This is a genomic window from Streptomonospora sediminis (assembly GCF_054778995.1).
In genome coordinates, this window is record NZ_BAAGYZ010000103.1 from 62,003 (window position 1) to 77,546 (window position 15,544).

12 protein-coding genes are annotated in these 15,544 nt (G+C 69.8%); 8 read left to right on the forward strand and 4 right to left on the reverse strand.

The window, feature by feature from the left end:
• Positions 1-270: 270 nt before the first annotated feature.
• Genes ACYVD5_RS20025 through fxsT form a run of 4 tightly spaced genes read left to right on the forward strand, consistent with a single transcriptional unit; the run spans position 271 to position 8,475 of the window.
• Positions 271-1,290, forward strand: coding sequence for a S1 family peptidase (locus ACYVD5_RS20025; RefSeq protein WP_461002624.1), 1,020 nt, complete (start codon positions 271-273; stop codon positions 1,288-1,290).
• Entirely contained in the window at positions 1,287-2,777 is a 1,491-nt protein-coding gene (locus ACYVD5_RS20030; RefSeq protein ID WP_461002625.1) for a VMAP-C domain-containing protein, read from the forward strand. The genes ACYVD5_RS20025 and ACYVD5_RS20030 overlap by 4 nt, the downstream gene beginning before the upstream one ends.
• 30 nt (positions 2,778-2,807) lie before the next feature.
• Positions 2,808-3,947 (forward strand): AAA family ATPase, encoded by a 1,140-nt coding sequence (locus tag ACYVD5_RS20035; RefSeq protein WP_461002626.1) that lies wholly within the window; start codon positions 2,808-2,810, stop codon positions 3,945-3,947.
• Positions 3,948-3,966: 19 nt separating this feature from the next.
• On the forward strand, positions 3,967-8,475 hold the full coding sequence (gene fxsT, locus ACYVD5_RS20040; RefSeq protein WP_461002627.1) for an FxSxx-COOH system tetratricopeptide repeat protein: 4,509 nt from the start codon (positions 3,967-3,969) through the stop codon (positions 8,473-8,475).
• Positions 8,476-8,521: 46 nt separating this feature from the next.
• Here fxsT and ACYVD5_RS20045 read toward each other — a convergent pair whose 3' ends face one another.
• Complete coding sequence (locus ACYVD5_RS20045; protein ID WP_461002628.1) at positions 8,522-8,818, reverse strand: DUF397 domain-containing protein; 297 nt, start codon at positions 8,816-8,818, stop codon at positions 8,522-8,524.
• A gap of 1,351 nt (positions 8,819-10,169) precedes the next feature.
• Between ACYVD5_RS20045 and ACYVD5_RS20050 the strand changes: the two genes are divergently transcribed.
• The 4 genes from ACYVD5_RS20050 (at position 10,170) to ACYVD5_RS20065 (ending at position 13,111) form a co-directional block, all read left to right on the forward strand.
• Positions 10,170-11,609, forward strand: coding sequence for a sensor histidine kinase (locus ACYVD5_RS20050; RefSeq protein ID WP_461002629.1), 1,440 nt, complete (start codon positions 10,170-10,172; stop codon positions 11,607-11,609).
• 57 nt (positions 11,610-11,666) lie between these two features.
• Positions 11,667-12,098: a roadblock/LC7 domain-containing protein gene (locus ACYVD5_RS20055; protein WP_461002630.1), complete on the forward strand. Its 432-nt coding sequence runs from the start codon at positions 11,667-11,669 to the stop codon at positions 12,096-12,098.
• Between the two features lie 64 nt (positions 12,099-12,162).
• Positions 12,163-12,522, forward strand: coding sequence for a DUF742 domain-containing protein (locus ACYVD5_RS20060; protein ID WP_461002631.1), 360 nt, complete (start codon positions 12,163-12,165; stop codon positions 12,520-12,522).
• A complete protein-coding gene (locus ACYVD5_RS20065) occupies positions 12,497-13,111 on the forward strand; it encodes a GTP-binding protein (RefSeq protein WP_461002632.1) in 615 nt (204 codons plus the stop codon). Before ACYVD5_RS20060 ends, ACYVD5_RS20065 begins: the two co-directional genes overlap by 26 nt.
• A gap of 202 nt (positions 13,112-13,313) precedes the next feature.
• Here ACYVD5_RS20065 and ACYVD5_RS20070 read toward each other — a convergent pair whose 3' ends face one another.
• The 3 genes from ACYVD5_RS20070 to kdpC all read right to left on the reverse strand — a co-directional run bounded on the left by ACYVD5_RS20070 (position 13,314) and on the right by kdpC (position 15,544).
• Positions 13,314-14,141, reverse strand: coding sequence for an SAM-dependent methyltransferase (locus ACYVD5_RS20070; protein ID WP_461002633.1), 828 nt, complete (start codon positions 14,139-14,141; stop codon positions 13,314-13,316).
• A gap of 105 nt (positions 14,142-14,246) precedes the next feature.
• The gene (locus tag ACYVD5_RS20075; protein ID WP_461002634.1) at positions 14,247-14,969 is read right to left on the reverse strand and encodes a response regulator transcription factor; all 723 of its coding nucleotides are present in this window, start codon (positions 14,967-14,969) and stop codon (positions 14,247-14,249) included.
• A complete protein-coding gene (kdpC, locus tag ACYVD5_RS20080) occupies positions 14,966-15,544 on the reverse strand; it encodes a K(+)-transporting ATPase subunit C (protein WP_461002635.1) in 579 nt (192 codons plus the stop codon). Before kdpC ends, ACYVD5_RS20075 begins: the two co-directional genes overlap by 4 nt.

A 15,544-nucleotide genomic window follows, 5' to 3' on the forward strand; every position in this document is an offset into this window, starting at 1 on the left:
CCGCGGCGGGCGCGGCAGGAGTGGAAACAGCGCCACTGAAACCGCATTGGCCGACTGTGGTCACTCGAATCCGCACGCGGCCAACTGCGAAACAGGAAAAAGCGGGTATGGCTCTCGCTGACCGGTGCACTTCCGGCGCGCCGGTAGCCGGTGCGTGCATCGACCACCGGAACCTGCCAGTGGCCGATACCATTTCGCCGGTTTATGGTATTGGTGTCTCAGTTAGCCGGTACATTCAGCTGCCACCGACTGCCGAGGAGAGCGATAAAAGTGCCCCAGTCGCCTCCGGCGCGAACGAATCTCCCCGATTGGCAACTGCGCGTTATCCGAGGCGGCGGTGGTCCGGCCGCCGGCGGTTCCGGTAATTCGGGCGGCGTCGGCAGTGTCGGTAGCGGGGTCGTCGTCTCGCCGTTCCACGTCCTCACCTGCGCCCACGTCGTCGAGGCGGCGCTGCCGCCCGACCGCCGCACCGCCGACCCCGCAGGGCCGCGCACCGCGGTCCGGCTCGACGCCCCCCGCGGCGCAGACGGCTGGCAGGCCACGGGAACCGTGGTCGACGACGGCTGGTTCCGCGACCGCGCGCCCTGGGACATCGCCGTGCTGCGCCTGGACCGCCCCGCCCCCGCCGCCCCGCCGGTGCTGCGCCCGGCACACGGGGCCGAACAGGGCACCGGGATCGGCATCGTCGGGTTCTCCGATGCCGCGGCCGGGGTGTGGGTGTACGGAACCCTCGGCGGCAGCGGCGGCAGCGCCTACGAGCACGTGCAGCTCGACGTGCGCCCCGCGGGCGGGCTCGGCGTCGTCGCCGGGTTCAGCGGCGGCGGCGTCCGCGACCAGCGCGACGGTGCGCTGCTGGGCATCCTCTGCGAGGCCTGGCTGGAGGGCACCGCTCCCGCGGGGGTCTGCTGGATGATCCCCATCGAGGCGGTCCCCCCGGTATGGGAGCAAGGGCCTCCCGCACAGCCGCAGCAGCAGGTCGTCGGCTCCGCGCCCGCCGAGCCCGGCCCCCGCCGGACCGCCGAACTCGGCCGGGCGGTCGGGCAGCTCCGCACGGTGCTCATCCCCGACCGCCGGCAGGACTTCTACCTCGCGCTCGACCGGCGGCTGCGCGACCGCCTCAAGGTCGACGCCGAGGCCGGGGTGTTCGCGTCCCAACTGGTGAACCTGGCCCGCGAATACGAACTGCTGGGGGAGGTACTGGGCATGCTCGAAGCCGCCGAAGAGGGCAGCCGCGCCATGGGCGGCGTGTGGGATGCCGCGGCACCGTTCCCCGGCGGGCACCGCGTATGAGCGCTCGCCTGCAGATCGACCTGGCACATGCCCTCAGCGCGGTGCAGACCATCCAACGCGACGACTACCGGACCGATCTGCACGGTTACCTGCCGGCGCCGATCGCCAACAAGGTCAACACCAGCACCGATCCCATCGTGTTCGCGCGCCGCCTCGTCCGGGCGAGCGTGGAAACCGGCGAACTCGGCTGCGTCCTCCGTTGGGTGCGGTCCCTGGAGGACGACTCCCAATCCATGCGGCGGGCGCTGCTGGCGGCCGACCCTCTCCTCGCGCTCGAAGAGGCGCGGCTTTTCGGGCTACCCGAAAGCGACGCGGCGCGCCGGCGGCTGGCCCCCCTGCGGTCGGCGATGAGCGCGATGCCCTACGACCGGGTCGAGCACGCCTACCAGGCGGCCATCGGCGGCCGGTTGCCCAACGACTCGATCCCCGGCCCGACCACGGCCTGGGAGGCGCTGGTCGACATCTACGACCTCGCGGCCGGACTCGATGGCAGCCGCCCCGTCGAACGGTTCGCATCGCTCATCGCCGAGACCGCCGAACCCGAGCTGGTGGAACTGCTGCGGACCGGATTGTCGCTGCCGCTCGACCCCGGTCCGGCGGCGGGCCCGCCCGCCGGACCCTGCCGCACCCGGGTGAAAGCACCGGGCAGACTGATCATGCAGGTGCGCCGGTCGCCCGCCGACCCCGACCTGTTCGAGCTCGCGTATTGGACCGTCCTTAGCCCCGTTTGCGGCGCAGAGCCGGAGTTCAGCTCGCGCGATGTCGTCGAAGACGTGTCGCTGGCCGGTGTGCGCGCGCATTTGAACGCCCTGCTGCACAAGCTGGAGTCCCAACCGCAGCGCCGGAACCACGATTGCGTCCGCCTGGAACTGCTGGTGCCCATGGCACTGGTGCCCCGATTCCATGTCGCGGAATGGGAGCTCGAATCGTCGATCTTGGACGAACCGCCGCGGATCGGATCGCAGGTCGAGGTCATCCTGCGGATCTACGAGTTCGTCGCCGGGCAGGACGAGTACGGCGCCTCGCAAGGAAAATGTATTCGGCGCTGGGAGATTCTCGAAGAACACGGCGAAGGTATCGCCTTCGACCGGGCAAGAGATACTATCCCGCCTGGTGTCCGATTTTCCGAGCGGTTCGCGGATGAGCGTATCGTGGTGTTCGTTGCCGGATCCCCTGAGGAAGCGGCATGGCGCAAAGAGGTGGTGGCAGCCGTGTACTCCGGGGTTCCCGTCATAGTTTGGCGCGGTAGCGACCACACGCAGGACCACGCAACGGGATCCCTCTTCACGGGAAGGGAGGGGCGGGTGTCACTCCAGGAACTCCACAGCCTGCCGCACCGGCTACTGGAAGGCACGCGGAGAGGACCCATTCGCCACACCGACGACGGTTTCATCGGAGACAACATCGGTACCTCGGTCGTCTACCACGACCGGTTGCCCGTACTCGCTGCAGCGGGAGACGACTACTCGACCGGCCGCATCCGATAGCCACGCCGCCGCGAGGCAAGGGACACACCCATGACCAACGCGCACGACACCGGTACCGCGAGCTCGGGGCCGCCCACGCCGCAATGGTGGATCTTCCACGGCACCGGCAGGCCGCGTCCCCACCTGGACCTCGCCTCGCAACTGCCGCCGCCGCCGCAGTGGCGCACCTACGACGGCGGCCCGCCGCTGGACCCGCCCCCGCCCGACTCCGAGGGCCGGCGGTCCCTGGGGCCCGATGCGGCGCCGGTCCGGCACGGCGCCGGTATCGACAGCGAACACACCCGGGTCCTCGACAAGATCAACGCCGCAATCTACCTGCGCCGCCCGTTACTGGTCACCGGGCCGCCGGGCGTGGGCAAGTCGACCCTGGCCCACCAGATCGCCCGCGAGCTCGGGCTCGGCCGGGTGCTGAAGTGGACCATCGACAGCCGCGCCACAGTGCATTCCGGCCTCTACGACTACGACCCCATCTCCCAGATCCACGACCTCAACCTCGAGAACGCCCACCGCCGGGCCTTCGGCGGCGACGACCGCCGCTACTCCGACGGCGGCGACGAACACGCCGCCCTGCTGCGGGCCAGCGCGCAGCAGATCGGGCGATACCTGCGCCTGGGCCCCCTGGGCACCGCCTTCCTGCCCTACCGCCTGCCCCGCGTGCTGCTCATCGACGAGTTCGACCGCGGCGACTTCGACCTCTCCGGCGACCTCCTCGACCTTTTCGAGGCCGGCGGCTACCGCGTCCCCGAACTCGAACGCCTGGCGCGGGTGGCGCCCGAGATCACCGTCGGCATCGACGACCCCGGCCGCTCCGCCGAGGTCGCCAACGGGAGCGTCACCTGTGCCGCGTTCCCGATCGTCGTGATCACCTGCAACATCGAACGCGATCTCTCCCCGGCGTTTCGGCGCCGCTGCATTCCGCTGCGCTTGGAGCTGCCCTCACGCGAACAGCTCGCCGAGATCGTCGCCGGGCACTTCGCCGCGAGCGCGCCCAACGCGACCTCGCGCATCATCGACCGCTTCGTCGCACGCAGCGCCGAGCAGGACGGCCTGGCCATCGACCAGTTGCTGAACGCGCTCTACCTGACCTCCGCGGCGGGCGCCGAGGGAGCCGACGATATCCGCGATATGTCGGAACTGCTCTGGCACAGGTTGACGGATTCACTGGAATGAACGTGACGGACTCACCGGTATGAACGCCCCTAGCGGTTCCGACGACGGCGCCGGGACTCCGACTGGAGCCCGGCTCCAGGCGTATGGGCACGACCAGGCCACCGCCCGCACCGCCGAGGAATGGGCCGATGCGTACTACCTGGCGGCCTGGCTCAGCACGTTCGAGCCGTCGCCGCCCCGGCTGCGCGGGTCCGGCCCCACCGACCCCGCCGGCCCCGAACCGCCCGGTACCGGGCCCGCATCGCAGCCCCCGCCCCGGCCTCCCGAGGCCGAGGCACCCCGGCCCGACACCGAAGGCGGCAGTGCACCCCGGCCGCCCGGCGCCGGGCGGCCCGACGACGGCGCGCCGCCGGTTCCGTCCCGGCCCGCACCTCCCTTGGGCGCCGGAATCGGCTTTCCCGCACTGGCCGACCGCCAGGGCCTGACCGCGGCGCTGCGCCCCTTCCACCTGCGCCGGCGCCGCGGACCGGCAACGGAGCTCGACCACGGCGAGACCGCGCGCAATTACGCCTGCGCCCTGCTGGAGGCCCGCCGTGGCGGCGGCGAGGGCGCGGGGCCGGACCAGGCCGCGGTATGGCCGCACCTGCGGCCGGAACGCGAACGCGCGGTCGAACTCGTCCTGCTCATCGACAGCAGCCTGGCCATGCTCTTCCAGCAGGAGGTCGCCGGCGGGGTGCGGGACCTGCTGCGCAACAGCGGGGTGTTCCGCCGTGTCCGGGTGCTCTACTTCGACTCCGACTCCCTTGGTGAGCCGTCCCCGTACGACGCCGCCACCGGCGCCCGCCACAGCCCTCTCGGATTCGGCGGCCCGGAATCCGGGGGCGCGGGCGCCATGCAGGTCGTGCTGATCCTGACCGACGGCCTGGGTGAGGGATGGCGTTATGCCGGCCTGCGCCGGTGGCTCGCGGCCTTGGCCGGGCGCCGGGCAGTGGGCATCGCCCATCTGCTGTCGCCCTACCAGTGGCACCGCAGCGGGATCCGTCCCGAAACCGTGGATCTGCGCAGGTCGTTTCCTGCCGATCCGGCGCGCGCCAATGCTGGCTACCGCGAACGGCGCCCGCCGCTGCCCGAATCCCCGGATGGGACCGGCGACGCCCCGGGCGGCGGCCGCCCGCTGTTCGTGCCGGTCCTGCCGCTGCGTGCCAAGGCGGTCGCTGCGTGGGCCCGGTTCGTCATGGGCCGGGGGCCGGCCGCGTTCCGGGGCGCGGCACTGGGACTGCGGCCCGACGGCGCCGGCGCCGACGAGCCGGTGGAAGGTGCCGTGCGCGAGCCACTGGAGGACGACCCGGATGCGCAGGTCCGGCGTTTCCACCGCAGCTCGACGTCGACCGCTTTCGAGCTGGCCACCGCGCTGGCGGTGGTGCCGCTGCAACCCGAGCTGATCACCGCCGTCTGCGAGCGCGTGACCGGCCGGTCGCGGCCCTCCGAACTGACCGAGATCTTCTTCAGCGGGCTGGTGACCGTCATCGACGACCATCCCGGAGACGGCACGGCCAATGCCGTGTACTGGGATTTCCGTCCTGAGGTGCGCAGGACCCTGCTCGCGCTGGGCGGCAGGCGTTCGCAGATCCGCGGGGTGCTGTCGCTGCTCGCAGCCGAATTCGCCCACCTCGATCCGTGGTTCGAAGCGGTCGGCCGGATGCTGCGTGGCGAAGAAGACGTTCGCCCCAGAACCGGGCAAGCTTCCCATTGGTGGGCAAAATGGATGAGGCCTGCTCTTGAGGCGGTTTCTCTGGTAGGGCCGCATAACGAATTTTTTGATTTGGTGTTCTCCATCCCCACGGGCAACGCGGGGGTACAGGCAGCACAACCGGAGGATGGAGATGCGTGGCACGAGCCAGCCAATGGGATAGCATTGGACTTCGCGGATCCGCCCTCGTCACGCAGCGTTGACGGCCGAGGTATTTCGTACGGACCCGCGTCTGATATCGCAGGTATTGACCGGTCTCATGCAGATGGAAGCGCGATGCCCGATTCGGCCGACAGTATTGTTTCGCTCTCTCCTTCCGCGGAGCGGCGGTCGGAGCCGGTCCGGTCGGGGCGCAGGCCGCCGTCCATCTGGGGGCCGGTGCCGCGCCGTAATCCCGCATTCACCGGACGTGTCGCTTCATTGGGCCGGTTGCGCGACAAATTCGTCGACACCGACTCGCAGTTGGTAACCGTCGCACTGCACGGAATGTCGGGCGTCGGCAAGACCGAGCTGGCCAAGGAATACCTGCACCGGTTCTCCGACGAATACGACGTGATCTGGTGGTTCCCTGCGTCGCAGATCAACCAGATCCACGAGTCCTACTTCTCGCTGGCCGAGAACCTCGGGCTCTCACCGGCCGGCTCGTCGGTCGACCACGTCGTGCACAGCGTGCACCAGGAATTGCGCCACCGCCAGGCGTGGCTGCTGGTCTTCGACAGCGCGGACGCCCCGGAATACCTGGAGCGCTTCCTGCCGACCGACGGCCCCGGCCATGTGATCGTCACCTCGCGCGATGGGCGCTGGGCGCTGCGGGGCCGCGACGACTTCCTGGAAATCAACATCTTCGACCGCCACGAGAGCATCGAACTGCTCCAGTTGCGCGGACCCGAACTGCTGACCGCCACCGAGGCCGACGGGCTCGCCGAGGAGCTCGGCGACCTGCCGCTGGCACTGAACCAGGCGGCCGTGTGGCTGCACGAGAGCGGCATATCGGTCTCCGACTACCTCACGCGCTTCGCCGATAAGAAGAGCGAGATGCTGGGGCTGCTCACCCCGGTCGACGCCAGCTATCCGCTGGCCGTGGCCGCCGCGTGGAACGTCTCGCTGGACCAGCTGGCCCAGACCAACCGGGCGGCGCTGCAGCTGCTGCAGGTGCTCTCCTTCTTCGCGGTCGCGCCGGTGCCGCGCTACGTCTTGAACTTCGCCCGCGACATCGACGCGCCGCCGGAGCTCCGGCAGGCACTCGAGGATCCCGCGAAACTGGGCAAGGCGATCCGCGACATCACTCGCTACAGCCTGGCCCAGGTCGACCACCGGCACAACAATCTGACCATGCACCGGCTCGTCAAACAGGCGGTGCAAGCGCCCCTCGACGATGCGGAAACCGAGACCTTCCGGCACTGCGTGCACCAGCTGCTCGCCAAGAGCGACCCGCAGGACAGTTCCCCGGTGGGCATCACCCGGTATGCGGAGCTGCTGCCGCACGTCTGGGCGTCCGAGGCGTGGGACTGCACCGACCCCTGGGTGCGCACCCTGGTGCTGACCGAGATCGACATCTCGGTGCAGCGGGGCGAGTACGCCGAGGCGCGGCGGCTCGGCGAGACCGTGCTGGCACTGTGGCGCGAGAAACTCGGCAGTACGCACCTCGACACGCTCCGGGCTCAGCTGCAACTGGTGCCGGCCTACCGCCAGCTCGGCGCGCTGGAGACCGCGCTGGAGCTGTGCGGGCGCACCCTCACCACTCTCCGCGAGACCCAGGGCGCCGACTCTGAAGAGACCTCTGCCGCGGAGTTCCAGTACAGCCGCGACCTCCGGTTCGCCGGCCGGTTCGGTGAATCGCTGGACGTGGCCGCCGAGTCCTACCGCAAATGCGCCCGCAGGTTCGGCGAGGACGACCCGCAGACGCTCATAGCCAACCACTTCTACTCCTTTGCGCTGCTGCTCAACGGCGACGTCTTCAAGGCCGTCGAACAGTTCCGCGACGTGCTGAACCGGCGCGAGATCATCCTCGGCCACGACAACGCCCAGACCGTTTCCTCGGCGGACGGCTACTCCGATGCGCTGATGGAAGCGGGCGACTACCACCAGGCGTGGCGCATGCAGGAGGAGCTGGTCGAACGCATCCGGTTCGCATGGGGCGAACACGTGCCCGCGGTGCTCAGCAACATGCGGACACTGACGGTCATGCAGCGCCGGGTGGGACGCCACCAGGAGTCCGTCGAACTGGCCGAACGCGTCTGGCGGCGCTTGAACGAGCGGTTCGGCCCCGAATCCAACCAGACCATCCTTGCCGCTCTGCAGTATTCGCTCTCCCTGCAGGCCGTTGACCGGTTGAGCGAGGCGTTGCGGTTCGCCGATGCCGCCCTTGAGGGCTACCGCCGGCTGCTCGGCGATCAGCATCCGCATACGGCCGGCACCGCGGTCAACCGCGCCGTCGTACTGCGCCGGCTGGGGCGGGTCGCGGAGGCCCGGGCCGCCGACGAAAACGCCCTGCCCATCCTGCGGGAGTACGTCGGCCCCGACCACCCCCGGACCCTGGTCTGCTTGGCCAACCTGGCCGGCGACCTGTTCGCCTCCGGCGACATAGCCGGGGCGCTCGAACTCGACCGCCAGACGTGGGAGAACTGCCGGCGGCTGCTGACCGACCGCCACCCGCTCACCCTGCTGCTGCGCCGCAACCTGGCCGCCGACCGGGTGGCGGTGGGCGAGGACATCGGCGATGAACAGCAGGAGATCGCCGAGGAGTACGCCCGCATCCTCGGGCCGGACCACCCCGCTACCTTGGCGCTGGGCCAGGTCCTCAGGGGCGAGGCCGACACCTACATCGCGCAGATTTGACGGGGCCGGCCGGCGGCGCTGAACCGGTTCTGGCAGGGCAATGGGGTCAACCGGCCCGCTTGAGCGCCGCTAGGAAAACCGACCATTCTGTGCGGGGAAAAGAGAGCGGCGCGTGCTCCCGGTTTTTGGAGTCGCGGACGCATACTTCGCCGCCAGGTATTCCGTTGACCAGTATCTCTACGCAGGAGCCTCCTTGGTCGTCCGAGAAATGGGACTTCCGCCACTCCGCCTCGGTTGGATGGCGTCTCGGCTGCGAGCCTCCCCGAATGGCCGACGCGTCGTCCGCCCCATCTCCATCGTCGGGCCACACCATGCTCTGATTCACCATCAGACTCTTTCGCATTCGATTATTCCGTCAGCGGAACGCACGCGATACCGTGACCTGTCAACTAACATTCTCGGTCGTAACCACGCTGCGTGTACACCCCGTGTGGTATGCGCTGCGACCGGGTGAAAGCGGGGCGGATCTTACTGCGGCGGCCACCCGGCTGAAAGAGTTGTTGCAGGCCGCAATGGGTGCGATTCCGGATCGGTGGGATCAGTGCTTTCGCGGCCGCCCCGAACGGTCGAACAGGCCGAACAGACCGGAGTGCTGCGCGATGCGAGTCGGTGCAGACGGCGACATTTCGGGGCAACCTATCCGGCCAGGGAAAAGTCGCGGCCGGTTGTACACCGGCAGGCCGATTGGCCGTGTCCTGTACAGCGCATGGCGGAAGACGCGGCCCGCTATCCGCATTACTCGATTGTTATTCAGAGGCCGTTCTACTTCCGGGCGGCCGCGACCCGAGTCGGCAGGTGGAGGCAAGCCGGCAAGCCGGCGGGGTGCTCGTGCCACGCGTTCGCGCGTCGCGCGTCGGGTGTCGGGTGTGGCCGCGGCCGTGGGACCGGGATTGCGGAGCGATGCAGTACGGTGCCGCGGGGGCCGCCGGCCCAGCCGAACAGCGGCGCCTGCGGAATGCCCCGCCAACCATCGTGACCTTGATCACAAAAAGCCGGTTCTCCGGTCGCCGGGAGTGACCTGCGGCAGGATTTACCTGCCCCTCCGGTGCGGTATTGGGCAGGTCAGCGCCGCATTGCACAATATCCGCCAATGGTGCCGCACCGGCGGCACCGCAAGGCGGACGACGGTGGTCGGCGCCGGGGTGGGCCGGACGTGTAGGTTCCGGACGGGCAGGTGCGCCGAATTTGTGCACACTAAATGTCGGATTCGCGGTGGATTGGCTGGGCTTGTGCGGCACGGTAGTGATTTCCGGAGGTACGTTCCTCCTCGGTATATCGCACCGGATCGCGTTTGCTGTGCTAGCGTAACCGCCGATTCGTCGGATTCCAGGCGGTTGCAGCAATGGGATCGTGCGTCGGCAGTTCACCCGGCCGCGATCGGTGCTGCGCTGCACCTGGCTCTGTCCGCGGCGCGGATCCGGGTGCCCGGTCAGAGCGCGCTAAAGCCGTCGCTCTGCTCCCGGAACCCGGTGAACCGGCTGCCGCCCCACCCGTTCCCGCTTACGAGGAGGTGTGCCGTGGCGCAGGCGTCGTCATCGGCCGGCCAGGGGTCCCCACCCCCTGCGCAGCCGCCGGTCACGCACCAGACCCCACAACCACCGCCGCCCATGTGGTCGGCACCCCAACCAGAAGGGCGGTGGCAGCGTCTGCTGAGACGCCTCGGCATCGGCAGGCGCAGGCGTCCCGACCAGGGGATGACCGCCAACGAACTGTTCGCCGCGCAGCAGCAGGCTCTGGCGCAGCAGTTCCACAACCAGCCCGCCGCCCCCGACGCGGGCGCTTGGCCGCAGCAGCCCCAGCAGGCCCAGCAGTTCCCTCAGCTTCAGCCCCAGCAGCACCCCCAGGCGCTACCTCCCCAGCAGCCTGCGGGGCAGACCGGGCAGTACGCCTGGCCGCAGCAACCGCCCGCTCCCTCCCCTGCTCCGGAACCGGCTCCGGCTGCGCCCGCCGCCCCGGCGGCGCAGCCCGACCAGGTTCCGGCCGCCGCACCTGCGGCGGCGCCCGAGCCCGAACCCGCGGATACGGCCGGCCCCGCCGAATCCGAACAGCCGCAGCCGCAGCCGCAGTCGCCCATTGCGCGGGCGGCCTCCGTGGAGCTGGTCACCAGCACCCTCGCCGGACTGGCGATGCGCGACCTCGCCCTGGTGGATTCGCTCATCGAGGTCGTCGAGGACCTGGAGGACAGCAGCGAGGACCCGGAGCTGCTGGAGCGCCTGTTCAAGATCGACAACCTGGCCACCCGGATGCGGCGCAACAGCGAGAACCTGCTGGTGCTGGCCGACCAGGACAGCGGAGACCCTTCCGCCGAGCCGGTGCCGCTGCTGGATGTCGCACGCGCCGCGATCTCGGAGATCAAGGACTACCAGCGCGTCCAGGTCGGGCGCCTGCCGCAGATCTATGTCGCGGGTACGGCCGCCGACGACCTCAGCCACCTGCTCGCCGAGCTCATGGACAACGCGACCGGCAAGTCGCCCGAGCACGCCCAAGTGGTCGTCACCGGCCAGTACATGGCCGACGGCCAGCGGCTGCTGCTGACCGTCCAGGACGAGGGCATCGGCATCCCCGACGACCAGCTTGCCAACCTCAACGAGCGCCTCCGCGGTGAGCCGGTGCTCGACGAGGAGGTCATGCGGCACATGGGGCTGTACGTGGTCAGCAACATCGCGCACCGCCACCGGATGGAGGTGCAGCTGGAGGCCCGTGCTTTCCGCGGTCTCAGCGCCCACGTGATGCTGGACTCCGAACTGGTCAGCACGACCGGTCCGGCTCCCGCCGCTCCCGAGCCCGCGCCGCGGCCCGTGGCGCCACCGACCCCTCGCCGTCCGGCCCCCGAGTCGGGACGGGGCCCGTCGGCTCCTGTCTCTGACACGCAGGAGGATCGCAGCGCCATGGAACCCACGACGGTCACCCCCGCCGGGCTACCGCGCCGCAGCGCGCACCGCGGCGCCTCTCCCATGATGGCCGCGGAACCGTGGGATTCGGCGGAGGATCCCGCCGGGCGCACCGACCAATCCGAGCACACCGGCGACTCCGGCGATGCGCCGCCCGTGGACCGGGCCGCGCGCATCCGCGACGACCTCGCGGGTTTCGTTGAAGGCGAGCAGGAAGCCGCCCGCACCGATGAGCCGTCCTGACACGGTCGGCTCCGGTTCGATCGGCCCCTCTGACCCCCATTAAGAAGCTGGACTGAAATGGACAACCGCTTGAGTGAGAGTGCTGACGCGGAGAACTTCACCTGGCTGATCTCCAACTTCGTCGATGACGTCCCCGGCGTGGAGCACGCCATTGTGGTCTCTTCCGACGGCCTCTTGCTGACCGCCTCGCGCGACTTCCCCGAGCAGTACGCCGAGCAATTGGCCGCCATCGCCAGTGGCATGCACAGCCTTGCGCTGGGTGGCGCCAAGATGTTCGGAAAGGGCGACTGCGAACAGGTCATCGTGCGCATGCAGCGCGGGCACCTGTTCGTCATGTCGATCAGCGACGGATCGTGCCTGGCGGTCCTCAGCTCGCCCAGCGCGGACATGAAGATCGTCGCTTATCAGATGACCAAGCTGGTGGAGAGCGCGGGGCACGCTCTCACCCCGCAACTCCGCTCGCAGTTGCGCGGGGTTGTGGCACCGTGAGCGAACGATGGCCGGCCGATGAGGGCCGGCGCGCATTCCCAGTGACGAAGAGGGTGGCACTCACATGAGGAACCGCAGGAGCCGGCGCGGGCGTATCCGCCCCTACACGTTCACCGGCGGCCGTACGCGCTCCCGCCACCCGCTGCTGGTGCAGACACTGATATCGGCCTCTGATACGCAGGCCGAGGTCCCCTCTACGCTGCCTCCCGAGGCTCAGCGCATCCACGAGATGTGCCGGGAGACGCGCTCGGTGGCCGAGATATCGGCTGCGCTCAAGATCCCCTTGGGTGTGGCCCAGGTCCTCCTCAGCGATATGGCTGATCAGGGCCTCGTCTTCATCCACCCGACCATCACCGGCCACAGCCCGTCGGAAAACCAAGTTCTTGAAAGGGCGCTTCGTGGACTCGAACGTCTCTTCCAGTAGCCCAAGTGCCTCGAAGGAATCGCTCGTCTCCGCCAAGGTGGTCGTGGCGGGCGGTTTCGGAGCGGGCAAGACCACACTGGTCAGCTCGGTCTCGGAGATTCCCCCGGTCTCGACCGAGGCCGTGATGACCGAGGCCAGCGAGCAGCACGACGACCTGTCGTCGACCCCGGAGAAGGTCACCACGACCGTGGCCATGGACTTCGGCCGGCTGACCCTCGAACAAGAGCTGATCATGTACATGTTCGGCACACCGGGGCAGGCGCGGTTCTGGTTCATGTGGGACGACATCGTTCGCGGTGCGGTCGGTGCCGTCATCGTGGTCGACTCGCGCCGGCTCGCCGACTGCTTCGACGCGATCGACTACTTCGAGACCGGCCAGAACGTGCCCTACATCGTGGCGCTCAACCGGTTCGACGGCGATCTGCCCTACACGGTCGACCAGATCCGCGAGGCGTTGGAGATCCCGGCGGACATCCCGATCGTCGATTTCGACGCCCGGGACCGCAACTCCGCGGGCAACGTGCTCAAGACCCTCCTCCAGTTCACCCTTTCGCGCCCGCAGCGGCAGGAGGCCGACCTGGTCGGCTGAGGTACCTGCGCTTCGGGAGGGCGGGCCGCAGCGCCCGCCGCAACCGCTGCACAACCGGCACCGGCCGCCGCACTCGTGGAACACACGGGTCCGGCGGCCGGTGCCGTGTTGCTGCGGACACGCGGCACGCCGGGCGGACACTGCCGTGTCCGTGCGGCCGCCGTTGCCGGGGCAGCGGTGCTGGCGGCGGCCGCCGCCCGGTTCAGCCGATGCGCCCGACTCCGCCGAAGAGGTAGACCTGCTCAGGCAGCGCCGCGCCGGAGAGCGCGGGCCGCCAACGCGAGCAGGAGACCACGCCCGGTTCAAGCAGTTGCGTACCCGCGAAAAGGTGCTCGATCTCTTCGCGGCTCCTGGCCGTGATAGGGGTGCCGCCGCGCTCGTTCATCTCGCGCATCGCCGCCAGCATCGGCTCGCCGTGGACCTCGGCCGTGGAATGGGTGAGCACCAGAAAGCTGCCCGCGGGCAGCGCCTCGACGAGCCCCGACACGGCGGTGCGGGCCTCGGCGGAGTCGACGATGTGGTTGACCACGCCCAGCAGCATCAACCCGATGGGCCGGTTGAAGTCGAGGGTTTCCGCGCTCTTGGCGAGGATGGTGGCGGTGTCGCGCAGATCGGCTTCGACGTAGTCGGTAGCGCCTTCGGCGGTACTGTTCAGCAGCGCTCGGGCGTGCACCATCACCAGCGGGTCGTTGTCGACATAGACCACGCGCGACCGCGGCTGCAGCCCCTGGGCGACCTCATGGGTGTTGTTCATGGTGGGCAGGCCGGTGCCGACATCCAGGAACTGCCGGATCCCGGCCTCGCCGACGAGGTGGCGCACTACCCGGATCAAGAAGTCGCGTTCGGCGCGCGCCCCGCGGGCGATATCGGGCAGGCGGGCCAGCACGTCGTCGCCCGCAGCGCGGTCGGCGGCGTAGTTGTCCTTGCCGCCCAACCAGTAGTTCCACACCCGGGCCGAATGCGGGACGGTCAGATCAAGCCCAGAAGAGGCCCCGCCCGGATGGCCGGTGGCGGGGGAATGCTCGCTCATTGGAAAGCTCCGCTAGCTAGGTGAGGGGACGGGGGATGTTTTACCGTACGGCACCGCGCGGCCGGAAGCCGGCGCCGTCCACAGGCGCCCACCGCCCCCGGGCACTCAGATGGGTGCGTCCCCTGCTTCTTCCCGCTGCTGCTGCGGCGGCCGGAAGCGGAAGCCCATGCCGGGTTCGGTGGTGAAGTAGCGGGGGCTCGACGGCACGGGCTCCAGGCGCCGGCGGATCTGGGTCATGTACACGCGCAGGTAGTTGGTCTCGGTCCCGTAGCCCGGCCCCCACACCTCGCGCAGCAGCTGCTCGGGGGTCACCAGGCGGTCGGCGTTGCGGATCAGCACCTCCACGATGCTCCACTGCCGCGGGGTCAGCCGGACGGCCTCGCCGCGGCGCAGTACCTCCTTTGCCGCGAAGTCGATGGTGAAGTCGGGCGTTTCGACCACCGAGCCGCCGCCGCCCGCCACCGAGCGGCGCACTGCGGCGCGCAGCCGGGCGAACAGCTCGTCCATCGCAAACGGCTTGGTGACATAGTCGTCGGCGCCGAGGTCGAGGGCGCGTACCTTGACGGGCTCGGTGTCGCGGCCGGACAGCACCACGATCGGCACGCGGCTCCAACCGCGCAGCCCTTCGATGACCTCCAGGCCGTCGGTACCGGGCAGGCCCAGGTCGAGGATGACCCCGTCGGGGTGGCGCCGGGCGGCGAGCTGCAGCGCCTGGTCGCCGCCCGCGGCGAGGTCGGCTGCGTAGCCGCGGGCCCGCAGGTTGACCTCCAGCGTCTTGCGGATCCGCGGGTCGTCGTCGACGACCAGGACGCGCCAGGCGGCGGTCATCGGGCCGCCGCATCCAGAGCGAGGTTGACTTCGAGCACGTTGACTCCCTCCTGCCCGAGGATGCCCAGGGCACGCCCGGCGGTGTGCTGCTCGGTCAGGCGCAGCACGGCCGCGGTGCCCATGCCCCGCTCCTCGGCGACACGGGGCGCCTGCAGCCGCGCGTTGGCGACCGAGATGTGCGGGTCCAGCCCCGAAGCGGAGGCCGTGACCGCATCCACCGGGACCTTGGCGTCCGGTGCCAGCCCGTTCTCTGTACGGTAGGCGCTGGCCAGGGCGTCGATATCGGCGAGTAGCTCCGGGTCGGTGGGGCCGAGGTTGTTCCCGCCGCTGTGCGAGCCGTCGTAACCGACCGCCGACGGCCGCGGGTGGAAGTACCGGGCGGCTTCGAACGGCTGGCCGATCAGGCGCGAGCCGACCACCTGGCCGTCGCGTTCGGCGAGCGAGCCGTCGGCCCGTTCACCCAGGAGCGCCTGGGCCGCGCCCGTGAGCAGCAGGGGGTAGGCGAAGCCGGTCAGGACGGTGAAGGCCAGCAGCATGCCGCCGGCGGCGGCCAGCCGGCGCAGGAGAACGCGCAT

Coding starts and splice junctions, on each gene's coding strand:
- ACYVD5_RS20030 (WP_461002625.1), top strand. CDS start 1,287: ATGAGCGCTCGCCTGCAGATCGACCTGGCACATGCCCTCAGCGCGGTG.
- ACYVD5_RS20035 (WP_461002626.1), top strand. CDS start 2,808: ATGACCAACGCGCACGACACCGGTACCGCGAGCTCGGGGCCGCCCACG.
- fxsT (WP_461002627.1), top strand. CDS start 3,967: ATGAACGCCCCTAGCGGTTCCGACGACGGCGCCGGGACTCCGACTGGA.
- ACYVD5_RS20045 (WP_461002628.1), bottom strand. CDS start 8,818: ATGCGAAAGAGTCTGATGGTGAATCAGAGCATGGTGTGGCCCGACGAT.
- ACYVD5_RS20050 (WP_461002629.1), top strand. CDS start 10,170: ATGACCGCCAACGAACTGTTCGCCGCGCAGCAGCAGGCTCTGGCGCAG.
- ACYVD5_RS20055 (WP_461002630.1), top strand. CDS start 11,667: ATGGACAACCGCTTGAGTGAGAGTGCTGACGCGGAGAACTTCACCTGG.
- ACYVD5_RS20060 (WP_461002631.1), top strand. CDS start 12,163: ATGAGGAACCGCAGGAGCCGGCGCGGGCGTATCCGCCCCTACACGTTC.
- ACYVD5_RS20070 (WP_461002633.1), bottom strand. CDS start 14,141: ATGAGCGAGCATTCCCCCGCCACCGGCCATCCGGGCGGGGCCTCTTCT.
- ACYVD5_RS20075 (WP_461002634.1), bottom strand. CDS start 14,969: ATGACCGCCGCCTGGCGCGTCCTGGTCGTCGACGACGACCCGCGGATC.
- kdpC (WP_461002635.1), bottom strand. CDS start 15,544: ATGCGCGTTCTCCTGCGCCGGCTGGCCGCCGCCGGCGGCATGCTGCTG.